Source organism: Novosphingobium sp. Leaf2, from assembly GCF_001421325.1.
Lineage (GTDB): Bacteria > Pseudomonadota > Alphaproteobacteria > Sphingomonadales > Sphingomonadaceae > Novosphingobium.
The window spans coordinates 99,985-124,621 of sequence record NZ_LMJY01000022.1 but is presented as its reverse complement, the minus strand read 5'-3'; the positions used below and the strand labels follow the sequence as shown (position 1 = coordinate 124,621).

The following is a 24,637-nucleotide window of genomic DNA, read 5'->3' as shown; positions in this document are numbered from 1 at the left end:
GTGCGCGCACGGCGCTTGACTGCATCGCTCCCCTGCTTATGCCGCCCGCATGACTGACGCGCCACGCCTTGTGCTGTTCAACAGCCTGACCCGCCAGCTCGAACCGTTCGAGCCCGTCCATACCGGCGAAGCGCGCGTCTATACCTGCGGGCCGACGGTCTACAATTACCCCCACATCGGCAACATGCGTGCCTACATATTCGCAGACGTGCTGGGCCGCGTGCTGACGCACCAGGGCTATGCGCTCACGCATGTGATCAACATCACCGATGTCGGCCATCTGACGGACGATGCCGACACGGGCGAGGACAAGATGGAAAGGATAGCACGCGCGCAGGCGCAATCCATCTGGGAGATCGCCGATCATTACACGCAAGCGTACTGGGCCGATATATCGGCGCTGAACATCCGGCAGCCGGCGCAATGGTCTGTCGCTACGAAGTATGTGCCACAGATGATTGAATTTGCTCAAAAGATTGCAGACCGGCACTGCTACGAACTGGATAGCGGCCTGTATTTCGATGTGTCCACCGTGTCCGATTACGGCCGCCTCGCGCGCGCCGTGACGGACGAGGGGGAAGGGCGCATTGAGGCGGTTGCGGGCAAGCGCAACGCCGCTGACTTCGCGATCTGGCGCAAGACCCCGCCGGGCGAGACCCGCCAGATGGAATGGGATTCGCCGTGGGGGCGCGGGGCGCCGGGATGGCATCTGGAATGCTCGGTGATGAGCGGCGACCTGCTGGGCTTTCCGTTCGATATCCACACTGGCGGCATTGATCACCGGGAAATCCATCATCCCAACGAGATCGCGCAGAACCAGGCTTTCTGCTGCACCAATGGTCTCGACACGCCTGCAAATTCCGGCGCCAAGGTGTGGATGCACAATAATTTTCTGGTCGAACGCTCCGGCAAAATGAGCAAGTCTTCGGGCGAGTTCCTGCGCTTGCAGCTATTGATCGACAAGGGCTTTCACCCGCTCGCCTACCGCATGATGTGCCTGCAGGCGCATTATCGCAGCGAGTTGGAGTTCAGCTGGGAAGGCCTGGCAGCCGCGCTGGTTCGCCTCAAGCGCATGATCATCGTGACCGAACGCCTTGCCGATACGCCGCCTGGAGAGGGCGTGCACCCCAAGCTCGCCCCGATGCTCGAAACGTTCGAGACGGCGATTGCCGAGGATCTCAACACGGCTGTCGCGCTTACTGCGCTGGAAGATGTGTTGGCGGCGAAGAAGGTGGATGCGGGCGCCAAGCGCGCCGTTATCGGGCGCATGGACGCCGTACTGGGGCTTGACCTGTTCGGCACCCGGCGCGTCGACTTGCGCATGCGGCCCAAGTCCGTGCTGCTTGAGGAAGCGGAGATCGAAGACATTCTCCAGCGCCGCAAGCAGGCGCGCGCCGACAAGGATTTTGCCACGTCGGATGCTTTGCGCGAACAGCTTGCCGCCCAAGGCGTTGAAGTGATGGATGGCGATCCGCTCGGCTGGGAATGGAAGCCGGGCTGATCGCCGCAAGTTTCACCGCCGGAGTTTGCGATGACCGTTGCCGTTCTGAATGCCGATGCTCGCCCGTGGCTTGAAGGCAAGCTGCCTGCCGGGCTGGAGCCGCTGTGGTTCGCCGACCAGCAAGACCTGATGCGTATTGCCCCGCGGGCCGACATCGCATGGCTAGACATGATCGGCGCTGCGAACGCGCGCGAAGCGGTAAGTGCGATGCCCAACCTTGCCTGGTATTGCGCCATGTCATCGGGCGTGGACAGTCTGCCGCTGGATCTGTTTCGCGCGCGCGGGGTAACGCTCACCAACGGCTCGGGCATTCATGCGCAGAGCGTTGCCGAGTTCGCGGTGATGGGCATGCTGACGATGGCCAAGGGCTGGCGCACCGTCGTTCGCGCGCAGGACCGGTACGAATGGCTGAGCCAGCCGCCGGGTACGCGTGAACTGCTGGGCGCGCAGGTGCTGGTGATCGGGGCGGGGGAGATCGGCAGCCGCATCGCCGAACTGCTGCGCGTGTTCGGTGCGGTGGTCACCTTAGCCCGCAAACACTCTCAGCCCGGAGAACTGGGGCAGAACGAATGGCAGGGCGCGCTGGCCCGGTTCGACTGGGTGATCCTGATCGTGCCCTCCACGCCGCAAACTGCCGGCATGTTCGGCGCCGCGCAATTCGCCGCCATGAAGCGCGGGAGCGTGCTCCTCAATTTCGCGCGGGGCACCGTAATCGATCAGGACGCGCTGCTGGATGCGATCGACAGTGGCCATCTTGGCGGCGCTTTCCTGGACGTGACCACGCCCGAACCGCTGCCGCCCGAGCATCCGCTTTGGTCGCGCGACAACGTGCATATCTCGATGCACCTTTCCGGCCGTGCGCAGGATGCTTTGTTTGCGCGTGGCGCGGCGCGATTCCTGGGCAATCTGGAGCGGTTTATGTCTGGCGCGCCGTTGGAGCACACCGTGGATCTTTCCGCCGGTTATTAAGCGATCGTCGCCGTTGCCGACACGCTTGGCAACGGGCTATCGTATTCATCAGGGCATTGCGGCTGTGAAAACGCCTAAGCCTCGAAGGATGGCGCGTGGCATAAGGGGACGGGATCATGGCTGACGGCAATAAGCGCAAGGCTTCCGACGTATTCATCGCGTGCCTGGAGCAGGAAGGCGTCGAATATGTGTTCGGCGTTCCGGGTGAGGAGAACCTGGACTTCCTCGATTCGCTGTCACGATCCAGCCAGATCAAACTCATCCTGACGCGGCACGAGCAGGGGGCGGGTTTTATGGCCGCCACATACGGTCGGCATACGGGGAAGGCCGGCGTGTGCCTGTCCACTCTGGGGCCAGGGGCGACCAACCTGGTCACGGCGGCAGCGTATGCCACGCTGGGTGGCATGCCGATGCTGATGATCACCGGGCAAAAGCCGATCAAAAAATCGAAGCAGGGCCGTTTCCAGATTCTCGACGTGGTCTCGATGATGCACCCCATCACCAAGTACGCGCATCAGATGGCCTCCTCGGACAACATACCCAGCCGCGTGCGCGAAGCGTTCCGTCTGGCCGAGGAGGAAAAGCCGGGCGCCACGCATATCGAACTGCCCGAGGACATCGCCGAAGAGCGCACCGATTCGCAGCCTATTGCCCGCTCTTTGGTTCGCCGCCCCGCTGCCGACGCCAAATCCATCGTGCAGGCGGTGGATGCCCTACATGCCGCCAAGCGGCCGTTGCTGGTGATCGGTGCCGGTGCCAACCGCAAGATGACCAGCAAGATGCTGGGCGAGTTCGTCGAGAAGACCGGCATTCCGTTCCTCACCACCCAGCTTGGCAAGGGCGTGATCGACGAAGACCATCCCCGGTTCCTGGGCTGCGCGGCGCTGTCCTCTGGCGATTTCGTGCACCGTGCGATCGAGCATGCGGATTGCATCATCAATATCGGCCACGATGTGATCGAAAAGCCGCCTTTCTTTATGCACAACGATGGCGAGCGGCCCGATCGCGTGGTCATCCACGTCTCTACCAAGACGGCGGAAGTCGATCCGGTCTACTTTCCGCATATCGAGGTCATCGGCGATATCGCCAACGCGGTGTGGCAGATGAAGGAGGCGGTGACTGCGTCGCCCTTCTGGAACTTCGATGCGATGCTGGGCTATCGCGCGGCGGAGGTGGAACACACCGCGCGCCTTGCAGCCGATCAGCGGTTCCCGATATTCCCGCCCCACGCCGTCCAGCAGGTGCGCGATTGCATGCCCGATGACGGTATCGTGTGCCTGGACAACGGCGTGTACAAACTGTGGTTCGCGCGCGGGTACTGTGCACGCAAACCGAACACCGTCCTGCTCGACAATGCGCTGGCGACCATGGGCGCGGGGCTGCCGTCGGCCATGGCGAGCGCGATGGTGTACCCGGATCGCAAGGTGCTGGCGGTGTGCGGCGACGGCGGGTTCATGATGAACAGCCAGGAAATGGAAACGGCGGTGCGCTTGGGCCTGAACCTGACGGTGCTGATCCTGAACGACAATGCCTACGGCATGATCCGGTGGAAGCAGGCCAACATGGGCTTTGCCGACTTCGGGTTGACGTATGGCAATCCCGATTTCGTGCAGTATGCGAAGGCTTATGGCGCCAATGGCTATCGGGTGGAAAGCGCGTCGCACCTGGCGGAACTGCTCGCCCATTGCCGGGATACGCCCGGCGTTCATCTGATCGACTGCCCGGTAGACTACTCCGAAAACGACCACATTCTGAACACCGAGATCAAGGAACTGTCCCGGGCCTTGTGATTGCCGGCAGGCGGCGTCAGGGATTAGCGTCCCGGACGCCGCGCGCGAGGGTCAGGCCTCTTCCAGAACCAGCAATTCGATCTCGACCGTGAGGCGCGGGGCGGGCAGCACGATGTGCTCCATCGCCGTGACGACCGCGTCGGCAACCAGATGGCGCGGCACTGTGAATTCGTGATCGGGCAATGCAGCGATGAACGTTTCGCCGTCCGTGATCGCTTCGAGACCGTCAAAGGCCAGCACCATGGCGTGCCGGGCGCCGGAAAACGTGGCGCTCAGCCAGGGTCGTTCACCGTGACGCTGAAACTGGGCTTGTGGTCCGGCCAGTTGCAGAACCTCGCGCAGCACTCTCAGCCAAGGCGTGCTTCGGGGGTGCCGACGCAACATGACGGGAAGGGGCGATGCGAGGGAAGGCGTCGTTTGCAGCAGGGCTTTAGCGGGCATGGCAGGTTCCTGCACTTTGACCGTCGCGATATGCGGACATGAAATGATCGACCCTGGCGGTCGTCTCCTCGCGTGGCATGCGCCCGTTGCGCAGGTCTGCGACGAATCGCGGGTCCTGTGCAGCGAGCCTGCCGAACTTGGTCCATGGCATTTCCGTATCGCGCAAAAAGCGTTCAATGCGACGTAAAAGCATCCAGGGAGGTCCTTTCTTGGAAAGTGGCGACGTTGACCGCACGTTCAGCATGTGTTCCCGTCGAAATCCTACTTGTCTAGGAAATTTCCTACGCCTATGGATTACAATATGGAAATTGACGCGCACCGCAGCAGGCTGCTCGAACTGGCCGACGCCCATCAGGTCAGCTTGTCCAGGCTATCCCAAATGTTGGGGAAAAACCCCAGTTATCTCCAGCAGTTCGTACGCAAGGGGAGCCCTCGCAAGCTTGAGGAAGGGGACCGTGGCATGCTGGCGCGGTTCTTTGGCGTGGACGAGTACGAGCTGGGGAAGGTGCAGGATAATTCCTACACCAAATCGAAGCAATCTGGGTCCGCGCCATGGATTGATATTCCGCGACTGGCAGTTGGCGCCTCTGCCGGACCGGGGGCGGAGCCTGACGGTGAACTAGTGTTCGATTCCATCCGTTTTTCCTGGCGCTGGCTGCGCGCGATGGGGCTCCAGCCCGACAGGTTGTCCACGATCGTGGTAGCCGGCGATTCGATGGAGCCCACGTTGCGCCACGGCGATGAAATCCTGGTGGACCGGGTGCCCCGAACATGGCGTGACGGCATCCACGTGGTGCGGCTGGGCGACAGTTTGCTCGTCAAGCGGCTGGACACATCGCGGCCCGGCACGCTCATGCTCATCAGCGACAACCCGGCTTATCCGCCGGTCGAGATCGCTGCGGCCGATGTTGAAGTCATTGGCCGGGTGGTCTGGAAGGGCGGCCGGATCTGATCGTCCTGCCGGTTGCATTCGCCCGTCCGTGCAGCCATTTGGGAGCGATGACGCAAACCAGCGAACCGCAAAGCAAGCCCATGCGTGTGGGCATCCTTCCCGTCACGCCGCTCCAGCAGAACTGTTCCCTGCTATGGTGCACCAAAACGATGCGCGGGGCTTTGGTCGATCCGGGCGGAGACTTGCCCAAGCTGCGGCAGGCACTGGAGAAAAGCGGCGTCACCCTGGAAAAGATCCTCGTCACCCACGGACATCTGGACCATTGCGGCCAGGCCGGCGTGCTCGCCAAGGAGATGGGCGTGCCGATCGAGGGACCGCACGAGGAAGACCGGTTCTGGATCGCGCAGTTGACTGACGATGGGCCGCGCTGGAACATGGAAGCGCACACCTTCGAGCCTGACCGCTGGCTGGAAGACGGCGACACGATCACCGTCGGCAACCTTGTGTTGGACGTTGTGCATTGTCCAGGCCACACGCCGGGGCACGTCATCTTCCATCACACCCCCAGCCGTTTCGCCATGGTCGGCGATGTGCTGTTCAAGGGCGGGATTGGCCGCTGGGACTTTCCGCGTGGCAATCTTGAGGATCTGGTGAATTCCATTACCCGTAAGCTCTGGCCGCTGGGTGATGATGTGACGTTCGTGCCCGGCCACGGCCCGATCAGTACGTTCGGGCAGGAACGGCGGACCAATCCGTATGTCAGCGATGAGGCGATCGGGCGCGGATTGCCAGTCTGAAATCCTTACAGTCGGCCAAGCGCAATCAGTACCGCCACGCCTGACAGCCCCAGCAACGCCAATACCGTGACAATAAATCCGCCGGCACGCAGGGCCGATGGCTTCTCAAGATCCATGCCGAAAGCGTGAGCGATGCGGGCCAGCAGGTAGATCGCGCCGGCAATGGCCAGCCATTGTCCACCTTTGCCAGACATTTCGATCACGGCGATCAGGATCAGGATGAAGGGCGTATTCTCTACGTAGTTGGCCTGGGCACGCATCCGGCGCAACAGCACGGCGTTTTCCCCATCGCCGTGGAGGATCTTTTCGCTCATGCGCACCTTGGCGATGCGCAACCCCAGCCAGAAGTTCAGCACTGCCGCAGCTGCAGCCAGGCTCAAGGTCGTTTGCAGAATCATCCGGTTTCGCTCCTAAGTGTGCGCGGGGTCATGACGCACGGAGTAACGGGTTGCAACTCGCGACAAATGGGGTATAGGCGCGCCTTCGCAAGCCGCCGTGTCCTTCACCGGTCATCGGCGGCGTTTTTGACCCAAACGTATTCCAGGAACAGGTGCCGAAATGGCTGTCCCTAAAAGAAAAACCTCCCCGTCTCGCCGCGGCATGCGCCGTAGCCATGACTCGCTGACCGTCGCTGCATTCCATGAGTGTGGTAACTGCGGCGAACTCAAGCGTCCGCACAACCTGTGCAACGCATGCGGCCACTACAACGGCCGTGAGATCGTCGCCGTAGAAGCCTGATACCAGGCACGCGTAACACATTCGGAGAGTGCCCATGAGCTTGCCACGTATCGCCGTTGACGCGATGGGTGGCGACGAGGGCGTGCGCGTCATGATCGAGGGCGCCGCGCTTGCGCGCCGCCAGCATGACCGATTCAAGTTCCTGCTGGTGGGTGACGAAGCGCGGATCAAGGCCGCGCTCGACAATCACCCCAACTTGCGGGCCAGCTCCGAAATCCTGCACAGCGATGGTGTCATCAGCGGCGAGGACAAGCCCAGCCAGGCGCTTCGCCGGGCTAAGGGCACGTCCATGGGCCGCGCCATCGAGGCCGTCAAAGCGGGAGACGCGGGCGCAGCAGTCAGCGCCGGCAACACTGGCGCGCTGATGGCGATCGCCAAGGTGTCGCTACGCACGCTGCCCGGTATCGACCGACCCGCGCTGGCGGCATTACTGCCCACGCTTGGCGACAACGATGTCGTCATGCTCGACCTTGGCGCCAATACAGAGTGCGACAGCCGCAACCTGGTGCAGTTCGCAATCATGGGCGCGGCCTATGCGCGCGTTGCGTCCGGGCACGAACAGCCCCGCGTGCGGCTGCTCAACATCGGCAGCGAAGAGATCAAGGGCACGGACGAACTGCGCGAAGCGGCGGCGATCCTCAAGGGCGCGGCGGCTGACCTTTCGATGTCGTTCGATGGCTTCACCGAAGCGGACAAGATCTGCCGCGGCGACATCGACGTGGTGGTGACGGACGGGTTTTCCGGCAACATCGCCCTCAAGGCAGTGGAGGGCACGGCACGGTTCGTGGCGGACCTGCTGCGGCGCGGTTTCACCAGTTCGCTGCGCTCCAAGATCGGGTTCCTGATCTCCAAGCCGGCGACCGAACTGCTCAAGCATCACCTGGACCCGAACAACCATAACGGCGCGGTTTTTCTGGGGCTGAACGGCATTGTCGTCAAAAGCCACGGCAATGCCAACGCGGCCGGCGTCGCCAATGCCGTGGCCGTCACCGCGCGACTTCTTGAGGCTAACGTGACCGAGCGTATTTCCGCTGACCTTGCCCGCCTTGGCGGCGCGGCCTGGCGCATGCCTAACGTCCAGGAAGAGCGCGCCTGATGTTACGCTCCGTCCTGATCGGAACCGGCTCGGCGCTGCCGCGCACGGCGGTGAGCAACGCCGACCTCGCGCAGCGCGTGAACACCACCGACGAATGGATCGTCGAGCGGACCGGCATTCGCAATCGCCACATCGCCGAAGCGGACGAGACGACCGCAACGCTGGCAACCAATGCGGGGCGCCACGCTCTGGACGCGGCCGGCATCGATGCCGCGTCGATCGACCTTATCGTGCTGGCCACCGCTACCCCTGACCAGACCTTTCCCGCCAGCGCGACGATCGTGCAAAGCGCGCTGGGTTGCCGGGCCGGCGGCATCGCGTTCGACGTGGCGGCTGTGTGTTCCGGGTTCCTGTATGCCGTGGGCGTCGCCGATTCGATGCTGCGCACCGGCATGGCGAAACGGGCGCTGGTGATCGGCGCGGAAACGTTCAGTCGCATCCTCGACTGGGAAGATCGCGGTACCTGCGTCCTGTTCGGGGACGGCGCCGGCGCCATCGTGCTGGAAGCGCAGGAGCAGGAAGGCGATCTCCAGCGCGGCATTCTCGCAACGCGCCTGCATGCCGATGGCGCACACAACCAGTTGCTGTTCGTCGACGGGGGCCCGTCCACCACTGGCACCGTGGGTAAGCTGCGCATGAAGGGCCGCGAGGTGTTCCGCCACGCCGTTGTCAATCTGGCCGAGGTGTTACGCGAAGTGCTTGGCGAAGCTGGCTTTTCTTCGGATGATCTTGACTGGCTGGTGCCACATCAGGCCAATGCCCGCATTCTGGATGCCACGGCCCGGAAGCTGAACCTGCCACCCGAAAAGGTCATCGTCACGGTTGACCGGCACGCCAACACGTCCGCTGCATCCGTGCCGCTGGCGCTGGATCAGGCCGTTCGTGACGGGCGCATCAAGCGCGGTGATCTGGTCATGCTGGAAGCGATGGGCGGCGGGTTCACCTGGGGCGCAAGTTTGCTCCGAATCTGATTGGTAGATACCTACTAGTTTTTACGTGCATTATTGAACTCACCATTGATTTCTGCACCGTTTCCAATATGATCGCCGTTCCAGCGCATATAGGGGATGCGGGTCAGATGCGCTCCATAGATACATTGACGAGGGCGGAGATCGCGGAAGCGATCCATCGCAAACTTGGGATTTCCCGGTCGGAATCGCTTGGGATGGTGGAGGATATTCTCCAGCATATGTGCCAAGCGCTCAGCAACGGGGAAAACGTCAAGATTTCCGGCTTTGGTACGTTTCTGCTGCGTGACAAGGGCGAGCGGGTGGGGCGCAACCCGAAAACCGGTGTAGAAGTGCCCATTACCCCGCGCCGGGTAATGACGTTTCGCGCCAGCCAGATGCTGAAGGACCGTATCGCGGCCAACTAACGGCATCGCCTATGGAAAGGCCGCCATGACCGACACGCCAACGCCTTTAACCGACGTAGAGCACACGCTGTTCGACGACGGCAAGGATCCGCATGCGCTGCGCACGATCGGCGAGGTATCCAAGGCGTTTGGCCTCAAGGCGCATGTGCTGCGCTATTGGGAAGAACAGTTTCCAGCCCTGCAGCCGATCAAGCGCAGCGGTAATCGTCGCTACTATCGCCCGCAAGACGTGGCCCTGATCGGCGAGATCGATCGCCTGGTGCATGGCGCCGGCTATACACTGCGCGGCGCGGCTAAGGCGATCGCTGACGCAGCGCCGACCGCTCCGAGCAGGGTCGGTGCAGCGCGGCCTGAGGATCGCTCCAGCAGCCCCGACAGCGCCGATATGATGGCGCGGTTGACCGCGATACGCGACCGCCTGGCTGACGCGCTGGCTGCTGCCTGACGGCGCCTTTGCCCTTGCCCCGCGAGGTCTCCGGGAAAAAATCCGAAGCGCTCCGGGAAGGCGGTTGACAGCCTACTGGCGCTGGCTTAGTGGCGGCGCTCCCAAGCGGACGCAACCGCAAGAACGCGGGTGTAGCTCAGTTGGTTAGAGTGCCGGCCTGTCACGCCGGAGGTCGCGGGTTCGAGCCCCGTCACTCGCGCCACTTGGGAATTTCCTGTTCACACAGGACGCATAACGCTCGGGAAACCGGGCGGAAGCAGGGCTTTCCTGCTTCACATCAATCGCTGCGCGGGTGTAGCTCAGTTGGTTAGAGTGCCGGCCTGTCACGCCGGAGGTCGCGGGTTCGAGCCCCGTCACTCGCGCCATTTCCGATCCGGGAATGGTCCAGCAGCGATACGAAAAAGCCGGGTTCGTCCCGGCTTTTTTCATGTCAACGTCAGTTCACCGGCTGATCTTCGCGGGGCATGCGCCACCGGCCTGTTTCCATCCACATCAGGAACCGGCGCAACGGCATGATCCACACGATGCCCAGCACCAAGTACACCGGCATCTGCGCCAGCCCAGGCCAGCGCCCGATCAGCGACGGCACGATGTTGGCGATGGCGATCGCATAGACGCCCAGCGCGAACACCAGACCAAGAACGCCAAGAGGAATGCGCAGGGTTGGCGCTTGTCGCATTGCAGTCCTCTCAGGCGTGATAAATGCGCGTAGGCGTAACGACGGACGCCAGCGTCCGGTCGTGCGCTTCAACGGGAAGGTTGGCGGCCAACTGGCAATCCCAGGCAAGACCGATAGCTACCGCATCGGGATGCGCGGCCAGCCACCGGTCATAATGGCCGCCGCCCTGGCCAAGCCTGTGTCCGGAGCTTGTAAACGCGAGTAGCGGCACGACCAGCACTGATGGGTTCGCCAAAGCCGCGTCCGGTTTTGGCTGCAGCGCGCGCCAGGGGCCGGGTTCCAGCGCATCATCGTCCCACGGGTTGTCCCAGAGCCGGAACGTCATGAGCCCGCCACGCGTATCGAAGAACGGCAACGCCACCCGCCTGCCGTTCTCCGACAGCCAGCGCGCCCAGCCCAGTGGAGAAGCTTCGAAACCCGTGGGATAATAAAGTCCAACCACAGCGCCCTGCGGCATCTGCTCGGCCACCGGAGCCGGCGGCCGGTTCAGCATCAGCGCGCGCAAGCCTGCGGGCAGGCCCTCGACATGTTCGGCCCGCAATTGCCGGAAAGACCGGCGCAGCGCAGCCTTGGCATCCGAGAATGGCGCAGTGGCCGGTGAAATGGGGGGTGACGGGTCCACCATGGGTCGTTTCCTAGAAATCCTCTGACGCGTTGACGTCAGGTGGGAACCATGTGCTTCGGACCAGGATCCGGGCAGGGACAGCCCCCAATGGATTTGCTTATAGCCTCAGGGATGTTCGAACGGCACGTGCCGGGCAGATCCCGTCATCCCCTATCTAGGCCTTTGCCGCGTCAGTCTCAAGCCGTTGCGCCAAACTTTCGACGGACCGGGCGATTTTTTCCAGTCTGGTGGCGACAGCGCCGGCATCGTCGGCGGGAGCGGCTCTGGTCCTGAGGTCGTGCAGTTCGTCCGCCATCATCAGCGCGGCGAACAGCAGCATCCGTCCCTCCGTCTGCCCCTGGGCACCCGCGGCGAGGACTTTTTCGTGGATGAGGGCGGCCAGGTCCTTCACATGGGCTTCTTCGCCGTCCGCACAGGCCAGCATGAAATCACGGCCACCGATCGGGAATGTGACGTTACCCATTACCCGCGCCCGGCCAGCAGATCATCGAGTTCACTCAGCGATTGCGCCACGCTGCGCTTGAGATTTTCGTGCCGCTGCGCGAGCTGCGGGTCTTGTACCGGCTGTGGTGTTTTCCCGCTGGCGGCGCGATCCAGCAGGGTGGGCAGGACCGCGTCGATCCGCGACAGGGCCGCCTCGATCCGGTCGAGCGCGGTCAGGACTTCGGACTTTTCCATTGCTCGGGCCTGCGCGCATTGTCACAAGCTTGCAAGCATTTGCGCCCTATTGTTCACAGGTCACTGGCGGGTCGCGCTCGCACCACCGTGAAACGAACTGGCCAGTCACCAATCCCGTCGTGAACTTGACGCCGCGCCCCCTCTGCCTAAAGGGGGTCGCGAAAAGACGAATCGTCAAGCCGTCCGCGCATTACCCGGAGTTTTTCATGACACTTGCACCCGACCGTCTCGCGCCGATGGCAAACGCCATCCGGGCGCTGTCGATGGACGCGGTCCAGGCGGCTAACAGCGGCCACCCCGGAATGCCGATGGGCATGGCCGACGTGGCGACGGTGCTGTTCTCGAAGTTTCTCAAGTTCGATCCGGCTGCGCCGCAATGGCCGGACCGCGACCGTTTCGTGCTGTCCGCCGGGCACGGTTCGATGCTGCTGTATTCGGTGCTGCACCTGACCGGCTATGCCAGCCCGACGCTGGACGATATCCGCGCCTTCCGCCAGCTGGGTTCGGTGTGCGCGGGGCATCCTGAGAATTTCCTGATCGAGGGGGTGGAATGCACCACCGGCCCGCTGGGTCAGGGCCTGGCGATGGCTGTCGGCATGGCGATGGCCGAACGTCATCTCAACGCCACGTTCGGTGACGAACTGGTCGATCACCATACCTGGGTAATCGCTGGTGACGGATGCCTGATGGAAGGCGTCAACCACGAAGCGATCGGGCTGGCCGGCACGCTCAAGCTGGGCCGTCTCAAGGTGCTGTGGGACGACAATCACATCACCATCGACGGTGATACCGCGCTGTCCACCTCCGAAGACATTGCCGCACGCTATCGGGCCTCTGGCTGGGATGTGTTCGCGTGCGATGGGCACGACTTTGCCGATATCGAGCGCGCGCTGGGCGAAGCGGCGGCGTCGGACAGGCCGTCGCTGGTCGCCTGCCGCACCGTGATCGGGCAGGGCGCGCCCAACAAGGCGGGCAGCCACGATGTGCATGGCTCGCCGCTGGGCGCCGATGAGATCGCCGCTGCGCGCAAGAACCTGGGCTGGACCGCCGCGCCCTTCGAAATTCCTGAAGACATCGCAGACGACTGGCACCTGATCGGCAAGCGCGCCACGGCAGAGCGCCGCGAATGGGAAGCACGGCTTGCAGCCAGCAGTCACAGCGCCGAGTTCGAGCGCCGTATGGCCGGCCAGCTTCCCGCTGGTGATGACGTCGCCCAGGCCTTCGAAAAGTGGCTGGCCGAAAGCGCTACGCTTGCTACCCGTAAAGCCTCGGAAAATGCGCTCAATGTGCTGGCGCCGCTGGTGCCCGAACTGATCGGCGGATCGGCGGACCTTACAGGCTCGAATAACACCAAGGCGAAGTGCCAGCAGTCTTTCACGCCTGACAACTATGCCGGCAGCTACGTCCATTACGGCATTCGCGAGTTCGGCATGGCGGCGGCAATGAACGGTCTGGCCCTGCACGGCGGCGTAATCCCGTATGGCGGCACGTTCCTGATCTTTTCCGATTATTGCCGCAATGCGATCCGCCTGTCTGCCTTGCAGCATGCCCGCGTCGTGTACGTGCTGACGCATGACAGCATCGGCCTTGGCGAAGATGGCCCGACCCACCAGCCGGTCGAGCATGTCATGTCCTTGCGGCTGATCCCCAATCTCAACGTGTTCCGCCCCGCGGATGTTATCGAGACGGCGGAGTGCTGGCAGATCGCGCTGAATGCGCGGGAAACGCCTTCGGTGCTGGCGCTGACCCGCCAGAACCTGCCGCAGCTGCGCAACGCGGGCGAGATGCTTTCGGCGCGCGGGGCCTACACGCTGCGCGCCGCGGAAGGCACGCGCACGGTGATCCTGATCGCAACCGGCTCGGAAGTCGAACTGGCCGTCAAGGTGCGTGACGCGCTGCAGGCGCAGGGGATCGGCGCCGATGTGGTATCGATGCCGTGCATGGAACTGTTCGCCCAGCAGGACGAGGCTTACCAGCGCGACGTTCTGCCCAACGATCCCGCGATCCTGCGCGTGTCGATCGAGGCTGGTGTGACGCATGGCTGGGAACGCTACACCGCGGGCAGCCTAGGCGGCGGGCTGAATGTCGGCCTGGACCGGTTCGGCGCATCGGCGCCGGCGCCGGCGCTGTTTGAAAAATTCGGCTTTACCGTCGAGGCGATCGTGCCGAAAATTCTGGAAAAGCTGAACACCTAACGGAGGAGATGAATATGGCGACCAAGGTTGCGATCAACGGTTTCGGACGTATCGGGCGCAATGTGGCCCGCGCCATTCTTGAGCGGACGGACCACGACCTCGAACTCGTTTCGATCAACGACCTTGCCAGCGCCAAGGCCAACGCCCTCCTGTTTCAGCGTGACAGCGTTCATGGCCCTTACGCCGGATCGGTTGCAGTCGATGGCGACGATCTCGTCGTCGACGGCAAGCGCATCAAGGTGACGGCAGAGCGCGATCCGGCCAACCTGCCGCACGCCGCGCAGGGCATCGACATCGTTCTGGAATGCACCGGCTTCTTCACCGACAAGGCCAGCGCGTCCAAGCACATCGAGGCAGGCGCCAAGCGCGTGCTGATCTCGGCTCCGGCCAAGGGCGTGGACCTCACAGTGGTTTACGGCGTCAACCATGACAAGCTTTCAGCTGAGCATCTGGTCGTGTCGAACGCATCGTGCACCACCAACTGCCTGGCGCCGTTCGCCAAGGTGCTCCATGAAAAGATCGGCATCGAGCGCGGTCTGATGACGACGATCCACTCGTACACCAACGACCAGAAGATCCTCGACCAGATCCATTCCGATCCGCGCCGCGCCCGGGCCGCTGCGATGAACATGATCCCTACCAGCACCGGCGCCGCCGTGGCCGTGGGCCTGGTTCTGCCGGACTTGAAGGGCAAGCTGGACGGTTCGTCGATCCGCGTGCCCACGCCGAACGTGTCGGTCGTTGACCTGACGTTCGTGCCCAAGCGCGACACCACCACCGAAGAAGTCAATGCGCTGCTGAAGGCCGCTGCCGAAGGCGAACTGAAGGGCGTGTTGGGCTATACCGACGAACCGCTGGTTTCGATCGACTTCAACCACGATGCGCACTCGTCCACCATCGACAGCCTCGAAACCTCGGTGCTGGAAGGCAAGCTGGTGCGCGTGCTGTCGTGGTACGACAACGAGTGGGGCTTCTCCAACCGCATGATCGATACCGCAGGCGTCATGGGCGGTCTGCTCTAACGGGCATGGCGACGGGCCGCCTGATCGGCATCGCGCGGCGGCAACGGTCGCGTGCGCCGATGGAAGAACTGCGGTCCGTCGCCGTCACCACTGCTGCGGGAGTCCAGGGGGATTTTCGCGGCGTGGTGCGACCCGGCGGCAAAGGTCGGCGACAGATTTCGCTGCTGGAAATCGAAAGCTGGCAAGCAGCGCTTGCCGGAATCGAGATTTGCGGGGGGCTGTTCGGGTTCGAAACGCCGGCTTGGCACGCACGGCGCGCTAACCTGCTGGTCGAAGGTCTGCGATTCCCGCGAGAGACGGGATACGTGATTGCGATCGGGCATTCGCTGCGCATCGTCGTCACGATGGAATGCGACCCGTGCAGCCGCATGGAAGACGTGGCACAAGGCCTCAAAGGCGCGCTGTTGCCGGACTGGCGGGGCGGTTTGCTGGGGACTGTGCTGGAGGATGGGCATATCGCCCTGGGTGATGAGATAAGGATCGAAAGATGAGCGCTTTCAAGACCCTGGACGATCTTGGCGATGTGACCGGCAAAGTGGCCCTGGTCCGCGTCGATCTCAACCTGCCGATGCAGGATGGTGCCGTCACCGACGATACCCGCATCCGGGCGGCGGCGCCCACCATCCTCGAACTGTCGGAAAAGGGCGCGAAAGTGCTGCTGCTGGCGCACTTCGGCCGTCCCAAAGGCGAACGGGTATCCACCCAGTCCTTGTCGATGGTCGTCGGCGCGGTGGAGAAGACGCTGGGCAAAGAAGTGATGTTCGTGCCCGAAATCGCAGGGCCCGTGGTCGCCCAGTCGATCGGCATCCTGCGCGCCGGCGACATAGCGATCCTGGAGAATACCCGGTTCTGGAAGGGCGAGGAAAAGAACGACCCCGAACTGGCACAGGCGATGGCCGCCAACGCGGACTTTTACGTGAACGACGCATTTTCCGCCGCCCATCGCGCCCATGCCACCACCGAGGGCCTGGCGCGGGTGCTTCCGGCTTATGCCGGGCGCTCGATGCAGGCGGAACTGGAAGCGCTGGAAAAGGCGCTTGGCACGCCGGAAAAGCCGGTTGCCGCCGTCGTTGGCGGGGCGAAGGTGTCCTCCAAGCTGGACGTGCTTACGCATCTGGTGAAGCAGGTTGATCATCTGATCATCGGCGGCGGCATGGCCAACACGTTTCTGGCGGCCAAGGGCGTGGATGTGGGCAAATCACTGTGCGAACATGACCTGACCGAGACCGCAAACGCCATTCTGGCGACCGCCGAGGCGTGCGGCTGCACCGTGCATTTGCCGTACGACGTCGTCGTCTCCAAGGAATTCGCGGCCAACCCGCCGTCCCTGCGCACCTGCAACGTGCACGAAGTGGCCGCTGACGAGATGATCCTGGACGCCGGCCCGAGCGCTGCGGAAACGCTGGGCGACGTGCTGAAGACCTGCCGCACGCTGGTGTGGAACGGTCCATTGGGCGCGTTTGAGATGGAGCCGTTTGATGCCGCCACAGTGGCGCTGGCCAGAACGGCTGCAGCGCTGACGGTTGAAGGTTCGCTGGTATCGGTAGCGGGTGGAGGCGATACGGTCGCCGCGCTCAATCATGCCGGGGCGGCACAAGATTTCACTTACATTTCAACCGCTGGCGGGGCATTCCTGGAATGGATGGAAGGCCGTGAACTGCCAGGCGTCGCAGCGCTCTCGGCCTGATCGGAACCACGCTGCAGATATCCGGCAGGCTTGAAGGGAAGGGGCGCATGACTGACACTGACCATGCGCCGCCGCCCTGGCAGGGCCGCTACGTGACGCTGGACGGCATGCGCGGCATCGCTGCGCTAGCTGTCGCGCTGTTTCACTACAACATCACCCAGGCCCCGCACGGCTATGTTGCGGTGGACTTTTTCTTTGCCCTCTCAGGCTTCGTGCTGTGCCGCACGTATCTGCCGCGATGGCAGGCCGGGTTGACCGTCGGCCGGTTCATGAAGCTGCGGATCGTGCGGCTGTATCCGCTGTTCCTCTGCGGCATCGTCGTTACCACGCTTTCGGCCATATCCAACCGCTGGACGGGCAAGGGCGACATCTATGCTTTCGGCAAGATCGTCGGTTCATTGCCGTTCAATCTTCTGATGCTGCCATCGCCGCTCACCCGCACGCTGTTTCCGATGAACGTGCCAGCGTGGTCGTTGTTTTTTGAGATCGTCGCCAATCTGCTCCTGGTGCTGGTGTTGTTTCGCTTGCCACGGGCAGGATTGCTGGCGCTTTCTATCGGTGCAGCCTGCATCTTTGCGCCAGCTGTCATCGCGCATGATGACGGCAATCTGGGTGCGGTGTGGGATCAGGCCTGGATCTCGCTGGTCCGCACCGTCATGTCGTTCACAGCAGGCGTACTGCTGGCGCGGCTGCCGGTGAAGGAGGTGCGCCACGCGGGACTGCTGGGGGTGTTCTGCCTGGGTGCGATCGGCGCCGTGCTGCTTGCTGATCCGGCGTTTGTTCCTGCTACATGGTACGACCTGCTGTGCAGTTTCCTGATCGCGCCGGGACTTGTGTGGCTGGGTGCGCGGTGCGAGCCTTCGCGGCTCCTGGCGCCATTCGCCTGGTTTCTGGGCGAAGTATCGTACGCGGTTTATGCCGTGCACTGGGCGCTGATGGAGCCGATGCGATACTTCAAGGACGACTTGCATTTTAACCCGGTCGTGATGGCGGCGGTATATCTTGGCTGCTGCGTGCTGCTGGGATGGCTGTGCGTGCGGCTGGTGGACATTCCGATGCGCCGCCGTCTCAATGTCCTGCTTCACGCGGGCGCGAGGCCGGTGCCGCCACGAGGATTGCCAAGTTGAAGCGCGCCGCCGTTGCGAACCATCGGGGCGCGGCGTAGGCACGAACGGCTACCGAAATACTGAGGAGGAGAAACCATGCAGCATTCGGAAATGACCGCCAAAGTGGCGGATGGAGACGGATTTATCGCAGCGCTCGACCAGAGCGGCGGATCGACGCCCAAGGCGTTGATGGGCTACGGCATCCAGGAAGGCGCCTGGTCGAACGACGAGGAAATGTTCGGCCTGATCCACGAGATGCGCGCGCGCATCATCTCGTCGCCGGTGTTCACCGGCAAGAAGGTGCTGGGCGCGATCCTGTTCGAGCGCACGATGGACGGCGAAGTCAACGGCGTGCCAACCCCGCAGGCGCTGATCGCCAAGGGTGTGGTGCCGTTCATCAAGATCGACAAGGGTCTCGAAGACGAAGCCAACGGCGTGCAGCTGATGAAGCCGATGCCGACGCTTGACGAATTGCTGTCGCGTTCCAAGGATCTGGGCGTGTTCGGCACCAAGGAACGCTCGGTGATCAATTCGGCCAATGCCGAGGGGATCGAGGCAGTGGTCAAGCAGCAGTTCGAGATCGGCGCGCAGGTCATCTCGCACGGCATGATGCCGATTATCGAGCCCGAAGTGAACATCAAGAGCGAGACGCGCGCTGCGTGCGACACGTTGCTGCTGGCATCGATCCTGAAGCATCTAGACGCGCTGCCCGATGGCCAGCAGGTCATGCTCAAGCTGTCGCTGCCGGTGGTGCCGGGCACGTTTGATCCGCTGGTGGAGCATCCCAAGGTGCTGCGCGTGGTCGCGCTTTCAGGCGGCTATTCGCGGGCCGAAGCCTGCGCCGAGCTGGCGAAGAACAAGGGTATCATCGCCAGCTTCAGCCGCGCGCTTCTGTCCGACCTGCGCGCGCAGATGAGCGATGAGGAGTTCGACGCCGCACTGGGCGAAGCGATCGACGCGATCTACAAGGGCTCGACGCAGAAAACCGCCGCCGCGGTTTGAGCGCAGTATCGCCGTGAATGCGAAGGCGGCATCCCTCTGGGTGCCGCCTTTCGTGTTTGGGGTGCTTCAATAGCCGCCAGTGAAGCGGAAGCCGAACCGATAGCGGGTCGGATCGATTGCGCCCTGATTGCTGGCACCGGCCATCTTGTCGGGGCGAATATCGACCAGTTCGAGCGTGCCATCGGCGATATGCGCGGGTTTGCCTGAGGTCAGTTCAAGCACACCGCCTCTCCCGCTATCCTGCCGAACGCGCAGCCGCACTTGCCCTGCCCATACGCAGCGGGCGTTCATCGGGCAGCGGCTGTCTTCCAGTACCGCCAGCGGGGTGATGCGCGGGCCGCCTACCGTCACCGACTGCCCCAGCGCGGCATAGAAGAGCGGTGCCTCGCCTTGCGGGGCGTCGTTGCGCACAGTCGAGTCAGACGGGGGCAGCGGCGCTTCACCGACCGTCGGCTGCGGATAAGACGGCTCTGAAACGCCCCGCGGCGGATCGGCGGCCGGGATGATCGTGCAGCCGGCCAGGGCGGACACGGCGACAAGCGTGGCAATGATCTTCATGGAAGTCACAGACACGCTCGCACCTGAATGCGCGCGGAACGCTTGGCCTGCGCGCGCCGCCCGGCTAGAGGAAGCGCCATGACCGACCAAAACGACATTCCGCGCGAACCGACCCGTCTGTATCTGATCTCGCCGCTGGACGTGGGCGGCGCTTTTCCCGACCGTCTCGCCCGCGCGCTTGATGCCGGCGAGGTTGCGGCGTTCCAGTTTCGCGTCAAGGATATCGACCAGCACGAAGCCGCGCGGCTGGCGGAGCCGTTGCAGCGCATCTGCGCCGAGCGTGACGTTGCCTTCATCGTCAACGATTCCATCAGCCTGGCCAAGCGGCTGGGCGCAGATGGCGTGCATCTGGGGCAGGGCGATGGCACCGTGGAAGAGGCCCGCCAGGCGCTGGGCCGCGACACGCAAGTGGGGATAACCTGCCACGCCAGCCGGCATCTGGCGATGGAAGCAGGCGACGCCGGGGCGGACTATGTGGCGTTCGGCGCGTTCTTTCCCAGCACCACCAAGGATACCAAGCATGTGGCAGGCCTGGATCTGCTGGAATGGTGGCAATCCATATTCGAGATCCCCTGCGTGGCGATCGGCGGGGTCACCCCCGCCAACTGCCGGGACCTGGCCATTGCAGGCGCGGATTTTCTCGCCGTGTCGGGCGCGGTGTGGAACGGCGACGAAGCGGCGGCGATACGCGCGTTTCATGAAGCTCTCGCCGCTGACTGAGCGTTAATCCGCCGCTCACGTCGGCACGTTAGGTTCGGAGCGGTATTCCCCAGATCAAGGACGACCTCGCCATGACTATGCGCGCCATCAGCACTTTTGTCGGCCTCGTAATCGCCGGCACGATCATGGCTCCTGCAGTGCATGCGGAATCCGATCCGGGCAAGAAAGCGTGCGTGCAGGAAGCGCGCCGGCTTTGTCCATCCGAAATGAAATCGATGAGCCGCAAAAAAGTGGAAGCCTGCATGATCGTCAAGATCGAGCAGACTTCTCCCCAATGTCATGCCGCGATGCTGCGGATCAAGGCGCAGCGCGAGGCTGCGGTCAAACGCTAAGGTCTTCGCGGCTTCCATATAGCGCGCGGTTTTCAGTGCCGATGCGCACGTATAGCATCGCCGCGTTCAACACGGTGAACAGCACCGCGATCCACACCAGCCCAAACACCAGCGGCAGCACGGCGATCTCTGCGGTCACCACCGTGTAGTTGGGATGGCGCAGAAACTTGAAGGGCCCCTTCTTCACCAACGGCAGGCTCCGGGTGACGATGATGCGGGTCGTCCAGCGTGGGCCGAGCGTTGCCAGAACCCACACGCGCAATAGCTGCAGGACGGCGAAGACGGCCAACAGTGGAAGATTGACGGGCCTGTCACCCACGGTGAACCACAGCGCCGCCAGCCAGGTCGCATGCATGGCGACCATCACCGGGTAGTGTCGCGCGCCCGCTTCCCACGCCCCGTCGGCCAGCAGACGCGCCGTATTGCGCCGGTCTATCACCAGTTCCGCCAGGCGCTGGGCGGTAACGAACGCCATGATGACATAAGGCCAGTTCATGCCGCGCACCGTAGCGTCAAAGAGGATGCGGTGAAACCCGGCCCCAGCGCGCTAAGGATGGACAAGGTTGGCAGACCGGCCTTGCGATACCGGTCCAGCACGAACAGCACGGTGGGGGCGGACATGTTGCCATGATCGCGAAGCACCTCCCGCTCGACAGACAGTGCCCCTTGTTCGAGCGAGAGCGCGCCCTCGATCGCATCGACGACGCGCGCGCCGCCCGGATGGCAGATGAACCGGTTCACGTCCTCGATCTCGATATCTTGCGGGGCCAGCATCTCGGTCATCGCCTGGCGCATTTCTCGCCGTGCGAAGACCGGGATCGCACGGTTCAGCACGACACCAAGCCCGGTCGGCTCCGCCTGCCAGCCCATGATGTCCAGCGTGTCATTCCAGGTCTTCTCGGCGGTACCGTGGATCTGGACGAAGCCTTCGTCGCCGCTGCGCAGGACACACGCCGCTGCGCCGTCACCGAACAAGGCGGTGGAAATGATATCCGCCTTGTCCGCGTTGTCAGTCCGCAACGCGAGACTGCACAGTTCCACTGCCACCAGCAGCACCGTGGACCCCGGCGTCGCCCGGGCCAGTTTGGTGGCAAGGCCCAACCCCGATGCCCCCCCTGCGCAGCCCAAGCCGAACACCGGGACGCGCACCACGTCGGTGCGGAACGGCAGCCGCGCCATCGCCCGCGCTTCCAGGCTGGGGGTGGCGATGCCGGTGGACGAGATCGTCACGATCGTGTCCACATCCTCCGGTCGCACTTGCGCCTCGGTCAAGGCGCGCTCGGCCGCTGCCACGAACAAGTCGAGCGCGACATCGAGGTATGCGGCCGCACGTTCGGGAAAACTGCGCGGGCTGCGATACCACTCTACTGGCATTGCCAGCTGGCGATGGCGTATCCCGGCATTGGCAAAAACGGTGGAGAGCCGTTCGAAATCGGCAAAATTACTGCCGATCAGGTCGCGCGCGGTAGTGAGTGCTTCTTCCTGCGAGATTACGTGCGGGGGCGTTTCAGTCGCCAGGGAGAGAATAGACACCGGATTCATGAGGTACCGCCTGACGTGACCGGCGGACCGGTGAAAAAAGTTCTGCTACGCAACGATCTGCGCAATAGCGGGTTCCTTGCGCCAGTACGACAGCGCGAAGGTAACGGGAAACTCGGTGACGACACGCGTTGATGGCAGCGACCGCCTGAACCCGGGCCGAACGCAAGACGCCAGCCTGGGCGAATGGACCGGCTTCGTGCTGATGTGCCTGGGCATGTTCATGGCGATTCTCGATATCCAGATCGTGGCCACCTCCTTGCCGGCGATCCAGGGCGCGTTGCGGATCGCGCCGGACCAGATGGTGTGGGTGCAAACGGCCTATCTCACCGCCGAAATCATCGCCATCCCGCTGACCGGGTACTTCACCGCCCGCCTTGGCATGCGCTGGCTATTCGTGATCGCGGTGAGCGTGTTCACCCTGGCCTCGCTCGGCTGCGCGATGAGCGGCAATTTCCATGAGTTGGTCGGTTGGCGGATCGTCCAGGGGTTTGCCGGCGGTACGTTGATCCCCGCCGTTTTCGCCGCTGTGTTCCTGCTGTTTCCACCCCGCTCGCAAGCGCTGGCGACGACCATTGCGGGGGTTGCGGCAGTGATGGCGCCCACGGTGGGCCCGATCGTGGGCGGCTGGATCACGCAATCGTACTCATGGCACTGGCTTTTTCGCATCAACATCGCCCCCGGCGTGCTGGCGGCAATAGGCGTCGCGATCTGTCTGCGCGGCACCAAGGCAGAGCGGCACGAGGGCAGGGCGATCGACGTGCTGGCGCTCACCCTTCTGGCTGTAGGGCTGACCGCGTTGCAGGTCGGGCTGCAGGACGCACCGTCGAAGGGATGGGGCTCGTCGTGGGTCGCAGGGCTGCTGCTCCTGTTCGCCGTGTGCCTGGCCGCGTTCGTCTGGCGCACGCTGGTGTCCCGCGCGCCGCTGGTGGAACTGCGCTGCTTTGCCGACCGCAACTTCGCGATCGGCTGCGCGCTCAGCTTCGTGCTGGGCTTCGGCTTGTTCGGGTCGACCTATCTCATGCCTGTGTTTCTCGGCCTGGTCCGTGACCATGGCCCGCTGCGCATTGGCGAGATCATGCTCGTCACCGGCGTTGCGCAACTGCTGACAGCGCCGCTGGCCGTTTATGCCGAGCGCCGTTTCGATGCGCGTCTGCTCACTGCATTCGGTTTCGTCCTGTTCGCGGCCGGCCTCCTGCTCAGCACTCGCCAGACGCTGCAGACCGACTTTGCCGAAATGATGGTGCCCCAGATCATGCGCGGGGTGGCGATCATGTTCTGCCTGCTCCCGCCCACCCGCATGGCGCTGGGCCGGTTGCCTGAACCGCTGGTGGCGGACGGCAGCGGCCTGTTCAACCTGATGCGTAACCTGGGGGGCGCGATCGGGCTGGCGCTGATCAACACCACCATCTTCGCCCGCGCGGCTACGCAGAGCACAGCGATCGCCGCAAAACTGCGCGCAGGAGACGTAACGACAGCCGTCAGCATCGGCATCCCCAGGGATGCGTTCCTCGAACAACGCGGCCAGCCGATAGACGACTTCACCGTCGAGATGATCCGCCCCCTGGTCCAGAAAGCCGCCCTGGTGCCTGCCATCAACGCCGCGTGGCTGCTATGCGGCGTGCTGACGGCGCTAGCGGTTGTGATACTGGTGTTTGTGAAGCGCCGGGCGTTGGAGCAGTCGGAGAGCTGATTACGGTCGCTGACCGTAGCGATTTGCGCCTTTGGTTCCCTCGCCCGACAGCAATGCAACGAGCCACGCGAGTGCGGCGATATAGAGCATGTTGTTCAGCAACAGGACAAAGAACAGCCGCGTGTCAGGCGTGGGTTGAGCAAACAGTTTCGGCATCGCCACAAGGCCAAATGCGACAAACGGAAGCGGCATTATGCCCCACCATCCAGCCTTGTCACAGTCATGAAGCCGGCGGGTGACCGCTGCGGCGAGCAGCACTGTTACCTTGGAAAATATGACCGCCATGACGCCAACCAAAACCACCATATTGGGCATCAATTCCGGATGACGCCCCCTTATGGTTATCGCGTAACTCGTCGGACTACGCTCAACGTGCGCCATCTCGGGGTGTTCGGACGCAAATTGCTGCATTTTAGTGAGGCTTTCCAAAATTTCGGGAAGCATCGCGCCGATTAATGCTATCATCGAAAGCGCTATTACGCAGCCTGCAAACAGCCAAAACTGGTCGCGCTTTTCCCGCCCGGAATATTGCGTCAGCCGCCCCAGATTTTGCCGCACAGCGTGAAAAATCACCGTTGATCCCCGGAATCGATGAACAGGATCTTGGATAATCGAAACGGATCGTGGCGGACAGGGTGGGATTCGAACCCACGGTGAGCTTCCACCCACGGCGGTTTTCAAGACCGCTGCCTTAAACCACTCGGCCACCTGTCCGCGCGATGACGCGCATAGCCAAATGTGGCGGGGACGCAAGAGG

29 protein-coding genes and 3 tRNA genes are annotated in these 24,637 nt (G+C 63.2%); 21 read left to right on the top strand and 11 right to left on the bottom strand.

Features of this window, described 5'->3' with window-relative positions; all coding sequences use genetic code 11:
• Positions 1-49: 49 nt before the first annotated feature.
• From cysS to ASE49_RS17505, 3 genes are all read left to right on the top strand, one after another.
• On the top strand, positions 50-1,501 hold the full coding sequence (cysS, locus tag ASE49_RS17515; RefSeq protein ID WP_056775612.1) for a cysteine--tRNA ligase: 1,452 nt from the start codon (positions 50-52) through the stop codon (positions 1,499-1,501).
• A 30-nt stretch (positions 1,502-1,531) separates the two neighbouring features.
• Entirely contained in the window at positions 1,532-2,470 is a 939-nt protein-coding gene (locus ASE49_RS17510) for a D-2-hydroxyacid dehydrogenase (RefSeq protein WP_056775609.1), read from the top strand.
• 116 nt (positions 2,471-2,586) lie between these two features.
• A complete protein-coding gene (locus ASE49_RS17505; protein ID WP_056775607.1) occupies positions 2,587-4,260 on the top strand; it encodes an acetolactate synthase large subunit in 1,674 nt (557 codons plus the stop codon).
• Between the two features lie 51 nt (positions 4,261-4,311).
• Here the strand turns inward: ASE49_RS17505 and ASE49_RS17500 are convergent, their stop codons facing one another.
• Positions 4,312-4,701 carry a hypothetical protein gene (locus ASE49_RS17500; RefSeq protein WP_235523050.1) on the bottom strand — a complete coding sequence of 130 codons (390 nt, stop codon included), beginning with the start codon at positions 4,699-4,701 and terminating at the stop codon, positions 4,312-4,314.
• A 301-nt stretch (positions 4,702-5,002) separates the two neighbouring features.
• Here ASE49_RS17500 and ASE49_RS17495 point away from each other — a divergent pair, with 301 nt between their 5' ends.
• Complete coding sequence (locus ASE49_RS17495; RefSeq protein WP_056775648.1) at positions 5,003-5,653, top strand: S24 family peptidase; 651 nt, start codon at positions 5,003-5,005, stop codon at positions 5,651-5,653.
• Positions 5,654-5,700: 47 nt separating this feature from the next.
• A complete protein-coding gene (locus ASE49_RS17490) occupies positions 5,701-6,390 on the top strand; it encodes an MBL fold metallo-hydrolase (protein ID WP_056775603.1) in 690 nt (229 codons plus the stop codon).
• Between the two features lie 5 nt (positions 6,391-6,395).
• Here the strand turns inward: ASE49_RS17490 and ASE49_RS17485 are convergent, their stop codons facing one another.
• Positions 6,396-6,788 carry an MAPEG family protein gene (locus ASE49_RS17485; RefSeq protein ID WP_056775600.1) on the bottom strand — a complete coding sequence of 131 codons (393 nt, stop codon included), beginning with the start codon at positions 6,786-6,788 and terminating at the stop codon, positions 6,396-6,398.
• A gap of 160 nt (positions 6,789-6,948) precedes the next feature.
• Here ASE49_RS17485 and rpmF point away from each other — a divergent pair, with 160 nt between their 5' ends.
• The 7 genes from rpmF to ASE49_RS17455 all read left to right on the top strand — a co-directional run bounded on the left by rpmF (position 6,949) and on the right by ASE49_RS17455 (position 10,409).
• Positions 6,949-7,128: a 50S ribosomal protein L32 gene (gene rpmF / locus ASE49_RS17965; RefSeq protein WP_082456555.1), complete on the top strand. Its 180-nt coding sequence runs from the start codon at positions 6,949-6,951 to the stop codon at positions 7,126-7,128.
• Positions 7,129-7,162: 34 nt separating this feature from the next.
• Complete coding sequence (gene plsX, locus ASE49_RS17480) at positions 7,163-8,224, top strand: phosphate acyltransferase PlsX (protein WP_056775599.1); 1,062 nt, start codon at positions 7,163-7,165, stop codon at positions 8,222-8,224.
• Positions 8,224-9,195 (top strand): beta-ketoacyl-ACP synthase III, encoded by a 972-nt coding sequence (locus ASE49_RS17475; protein ID WP_056775598.1) that lies wholly within the window; start codon positions 8,224-8,226, stop codon positions 9,193-9,195. Before plsX ends, ASE49_RS17475 begins: the two co-directional genes overlap by 1 nt.
• Before the next feature lie 107 nt (positions 9,196-9,302).
• Positions 9,303-9,599: an integration host factor subunit alpha gene (locus ASE49_RS17470; protein ID WP_056775647.1), complete on the top strand. Its 297-nt coding sequence runs from the start codon at positions 9,303-9,305 to the stop codon at positions 9,597-9,599.
• Between the two features lie 25 nt (positions 9,600-9,624).
• Positions 9,625-10,044: a MerR family transcriptional regulator gene (locus tag ASE49_RS17465; protein ID WP_056775593.1), complete on the top strand. Its 420-nt coding sequence runs from the start codon at positions 9,625-9,627 to the stop codon at positions 10,042-10,044.
• Positions 10,045-10,169: 125 nt separating this feature from the next.
• Positions 10,170-10,246 (top strand) — tRNA-Asp (locus tag ASE49_RS17460).
• Positions 10,247-10,332: 86 nt separating this feature from the next.
• Positions 10,333-10,409: transfer RNA gene (locus ASE49_RS17455), tRNA-Asp, on the top strand.
• A 71-nt stretch (positions 10,410-10,480) separates the two neighbouring features.
• Here the strand turns inward: ASE49_RS17455 and ASE49_RS17450 are convergent.
• The 4 genes from ASE49_RS17450 to ASE49_RS17435 all read right to left on the bottom strand — a co-directional run bounded on the left by ASE49_RS17450 (position 10,481) and on the right by ASE49_RS17435 (position 12,026).
• A complete protein-coding gene (locus tag ASE49_RS17450; RefSeq protein WP_056775590.1) occupies positions 10,481-10,723 on the bottom strand; it encodes a DUF2842 domain-containing protein in 243 nt (80 codons plus the stop codon).
• 10 nt (positions 10,724-10,733) lie between these two features.
• Positions 10,734-11,348 carry a 5-formyltetrahydrofolate cyclo-ligase gene (locus ASE49_RS17445; RefSeq protein ID WP_056775588.1) on the bottom strand — a complete coding sequence of 205 codons (615 nt, stop codon included), beginning with the start codon at positions 11,346-11,348 and terminating at the stop codon, positions 10,734-10,736.
• A 154-nt stretch (positions 11,349-11,502) separates the two neighbouring features.
• Positions 11,503-11,811: a cell division protein ZapA gene (locus ASE49_RS17440; protein ID WP_056775585.1), complete on the bottom strand. Its 309-nt coding sequence runs from the start codon at positions 11,809-11,811 to the stop codon at positions 11,503-11,505.
• Complete coding sequence (locus tag ASE49_RS17435) at positions 11,811-12,026, bottom strand: hypothetical protein (RefSeq protein WP_056775582.1); 216 nt, start codon at positions 12,024-12,026, stop codon at positions 11,811-11,813. The genes ASE49_RS17440 and ASE49_RS17435 overlap by 1 nt, the downstream gene beginning before the upstream one ends.
• Before the next feature lie 206 nt (positions 12,027-12,232).
• Here ASE49_RS17435 and tkt point away from each other — a divergent pair, with 206 nt between their 5' ends.
• The 6 genes from tkt to ASE49_RS17405 all read left to right on the top strand — a co-directional run bounded on the left by tkt (position 12,233) and on the right by ASE49_RS17405 (position 19,038).
• Positions 12,233-14,221: a transketolase gene (gene tkt, locus ASE49_RS17430; protein WP_056775579.1), complete on the top strand. Its 1,989-nt coding sequence runs from the start codon at positions 12,233-12,235 to the stop codon at positions 14,219-14,221.
• A 14-nt stretch (positions 14,222-14,235) separates the two neighbouring features.
• Positions 14,236-15,243 (top strand): type I glyceraldehyde-3-phosphate dehydrogenase, encoded by a 1,008-nt coding sequence (gap, locus tag ASE49_RS17425; protein WP_056775577.1) that lies wholly within the window; start codon positions 14,236-14,238, stop codon positions 15,241-15,243.
• A 59-nt stretch (positions 15,244-15,302) separates the two neighbouring features.
• The gene (locus ASE49_RS17420) at positions 15,303-15,734 is read left to right on the top strand and encodes an MOSC domain-containing protein (RefSeq protein ID WP_082456563.1); all 432 of its coding nucleotides are present in this window, start codon (positions 15,303-15,305) and stop codon (positions 15,732-15,734) included.
• The gene (locus ASE49_RS17415; protein WP_056775571.1) at positions 15,731-16,930 is read left to right on the top strand and encodes a phosphoglycerate kinase; all 1,200 of its coding nucleotides are present in this window, start codon (positions 15,731-15,733) and stop codon (positions 16,928-16,930) included. The genes ASE49_RS17420 and ASE49_RS17415 overlap by 4 nt, the downstream gene beginning before the upstream one ends.
• 47 nt (positions 16,931-16,977) lie before the next feature.
• On the top strand, positions 16,978-18,057 hold the full coding sequence (locus ASE49_RS17410) for an acyltransferase family protein (RefSeq protein ID WP_056775569.1): 1,080 nt from the start codon (positions 16,978-16,980) through the stop codon (positions 18,055-18,057).
• 75 nt (positions 18,058-18,132) lie between these two features.
• A complete protein-coding gene (locus ASE49_RS17405; protein ID WP_056775567.1) occupies positions 18,133-19,038 on the top strand; it encodes a fructose bisphosphate aldolase in 906 nt (301 codons plus the stop codon).
• A gap of 66 nt (positions 19,039-19,104) precedes the next feature.
• On the opposite strand, the gene ASE49_RS17400 is transcribed toward ASE49_RS17405, so the two are convergent.
• Entirely contained in the window at positions 19,105-19,611 is a 507-nt protein-coding gene (locus ASE49_RS17400; RefSeq protein ID WP_235523049.1) for a hypothetical protein, read from the bottom strand.
• A gap of 63 nt (positions 19,612-19,674) precedes the next feature.
• On the opposite strand from ASE49_RS17400, the gene thiE reads away from it, so the two are divergent.
• On the top strand, positions 19,675-20,316 hold the full coding sequence (thiE, locus tag ASE49_RS17395; RefSeq protein WP_056775562.1) for a thiamine phosphate synthase: 642 nt from the start codon (positions 19,675-19,677) through the stop codon (positions 20,314-20,316).
• A gap of 77 nt (positions 20,317-20,393) precedes the next feature.
• Complete coding sequence (locus tag ASE49_RS17390; protein WP_235523048.1) at positions 20,394-20,648, top strand: hypothetical protein; 255 nt, start codon at positions 20,394-20,396, stop codon at positions 20,646-20,648.
• Here the strand turns inward: ASE49_RS17390 and ASE49_RS17385 are convergent.
• Complete coding sequence (locus tag ASE49_RS17385; RefSeq protein ID WP_056775555.1) at positions 20,638-21,144, bottom strand: isoprenylcysteine carboxyl methyltransferase family protein; 507 nt, start codon at positions 21,142-21,144, stop codon at positions 20,638-20,640. The two genes, ASE49_RS17390 and ASE49_RS17385, sit on opposite strands and share 11 nt — an antisense overlap.
• Complete coding sequence (locus tag ASE49_RS17380; RefSeq protein ID WP_056775552.1) at positions 21,141-22,190, bottom strand: type III polyketide synthase; 1,050 nt, start codon at positions 22,188-22,190, stop codon at positions 21,141-21,143. Before ASE49_RS17380 ends, ASE49_RS17385 begins: the two co-directional genes overlap by 4 nt.
• Before the next feature lie 115 nt (positions 22,191-22,305).
• Between ASE49_RS17380 and ASE49_RS17375 the strand changes: the two genes are divergently transcribed.
• The gene (locus tag ASE49_RS17375; RefSeq protein WP_235523047.1) at positions 22,306-23,880 is read left to right on the top strand and encodes a DHA2 family efflux MFS transporter permease subunit; all 1,575 of its coding nucleotides are present in this window, start codon (positions 22,306-22,308) and stop codon (positions 23,878-23,880) included.
• Here ASE49_RS17375 and ASE49_RS17370 read toward each other — a convergent pair whose 3' ends face one another.
• Positions 23,881-24,453, bottom strand: coding sequence for a DUF805 domain-containing protein (locus ASE49_RS17370; protein ID WP_162234272.1), 573 nt, complete (start codon positions 24,451-24,453; stop codon positions 23,881-23,883).
• Between the two features lie 51 nt (positions 24,454-24,504).
• Positions 24,505-24,594 (bottom strand) — tRNA-Ser (locus tag ASE49_RS17365).
• Positions 24,595-24,637: the final 43 nt, after the last annotated feature.

What these genes read in the sequence shown, in the direction of transcription:
- cysS (WP_056775612.1), top strand. Translation starts at nt 50, where the DNA reads ATGACTGACGCGCCACGCCTTGTGCTGTTCAACAGCCTGACCCGCCAG.
- ASE49_RS17510 (WP_056775609.1), top strand. Translation starts at nt 1,532, where the DNA reads ATGACCGTTGCCGTTCTGAATGCCGATGCTCGCCCGTGGCTTGAAGGC.
- ASE49_RS17505 (WP_056775607.1), top strand. Translation starts at nt 2,587, where the DNA reads ATGGCTGACGGCAATAAGCGCAAGGCTTCCGACGTATTCATCGCGTGC.
- ASE49_RS17500 (WP_235523050.1), bottom strand. Translation starts at nt 4,701, where the DNA reads ATGCCCGCTAAAGCCCTGCTGCAAACGACGCCTTCCCTCGCATCGCCC.
- ASE49_RS17495 (WP_056775648.1), top strand. Translation starts at nt 5,003, where the DNA reads ATGGAAATTGACGCGCACCGCAGCAGGCTGCTCGAACTGGCCGACGCC.
- ASE49_RS17490 (WP_056775603.1), top strand. Translation starts at nt 5,701, where the DNA reads ATGACGCAAACCAGCGAACCGCAAAGCAAGCCCATGCGTGTGGGCATC.
- ASE49_RS17485 (WP_056775600.1), bottom strand. Translation starts at nt 6,788, where the DNA reads ATGATTCTGCAAACGACCTTGAGCCTGGCTGCAGCTGCGGCAGTGCTG.
- rpmF (WP_082456555.1), top strand. Translation starts at nt 6,949, where the DNA reads ATGGCTGTCCCTAAAAGAAAAACCTCCCCGTCTCGCCGCGGCATGCGC.
- plsX (WP_056775599.1), top strand. Translation starts at nt 7,163, where the DNA reads ATGAGCTTGCCACGTATCGCCGTTGACGCGATGGGTGGCGACGAGGGC.
- ASE49_RS17475 (WP_056775598.1), top strand. Translation starts at nt 8,224, where the DNA reads ATGTTACGCTCCGTCCTGATCGGAACCGGCTCGGCGCTGCCGCGCACG.
- ASE49_RS17470 (WP_056775647.1), top strand. Translation starts at nt 9,303, where the DNA reads ATGCGCTCCATAGATACATTGACGAGGGCGGAGATCGCGGAAGCGATC.
- ASE49_RS17465 (WP_056775593.1), top strand. Translation starts at nt 9,625, where the DNA reads ATGACCGACACGCCAACGCCTTTAACCGACGTAGAGCACACGCTGTTC.
- ASE49_RS17450 (WP_056775590.1), bottom strand. Translation starts at nt 10,723, where the DNA reads ATGCGACAAGCGCCAACCCTGCGCATTCCTCTTGGCGTTCTTGGTCTG.
- ASE49_RS17445 (WP_056775588.1), bottom strand. Translation starts at nt 11,348, where the DNA reads ATGGTGGACCCGTCACCCCCCATTTCACCGGCCACTGCGCCATTCTCG.
- ASE49_RS17440 (WP_056775585.1), bottom strand. Translation starts at nt 11,811, where the DNA reads ATGGGTAACGTCACATTCCCGATCGGTGGCCGTGATTTCATGCTGGCC.
- ASE49_RS17435 (WP_056775582.1), bottom strand. Translation starts at nt 12,026, where the DNA reads ATGGAAAAGTCCGAAGTCCTGACCGCGCTCGACCGGATCGAGGCGGCC.
- tkt (WP_056775579.1), top strand. Translation starts at nt 12,233, where the DNA reads ATGACACTTGCACCCGACCGTCTCGCGCCGATGGCAAACGCCATCCGG.
- gap (WP_056775577.1), top strand. Translation starts at nt 14,236, where the DNA reads ATGGCGACCAAGGTTGCGATCAACGGTTTCGGACGTATCGGGCGCAAT.
- ASE49_RS17420 (WP_082456563.1), top strand. Translation starts at nt 15,303, where the DNA reads ATGGAAGAACTGCGGTCCGTCGCCGTCACCACTGCTGCGGGAGTCCAG.
- ASE49_RS17415 (WP_056775571.1), top strand. Translation starts at nt 15,731, where the DNA reads ATGAGCGCTTTCAAGACCCTGGACGATCTTGGCGATGTGACCGGCAAA.
- ASE49_RS17410 (WP_056775569.1), top strand. Translation starts at nt 16,978, where the DNA reads ATGACTGACACTGACCATGCGCCGCCGCCCTGGCAGGGCCGCTACGTG.
- ASE49_RS17405 (WP_056775567.1), top strand. Translation starts at nt 18,133, where the DNA reads ATGCAGCATTCGGAAATGACCGCCAAAGTGGCGGATGGAGACGGATTT.
- thiE (WP_056775562.1), top strand. Translation starts at nt 19,675, where the DNA reads ATGACCGACCAAAACGACATTCCGCGCGAACCGACCCGTCTGTATCTG.
- ASE49_RS17390 (WP_235523048.1), top strand. Translation starts at nt 20,394, where the DNA reads ATGCGCGCCATCAGCACTTTTGTCGGCCTCGTAATCGCCGGCACGATC.
- ASE49_RS17385 (WP_056775555.1), bottom strand. Translation starts at nt 21,144, where the DNA reads ATGAACTGGCCTTATGTCATCATGGCGTTCGTTACCGCCCAGCGCCTG.
- ASE49_RS17380 (WP_056775552.1), bottom strand. Translation starts at nt 22,190, where the DNA reads ATGAATCCGGTGTCTATTCTCTCCCTGGCGACTGAAACGCCCCCGCAC.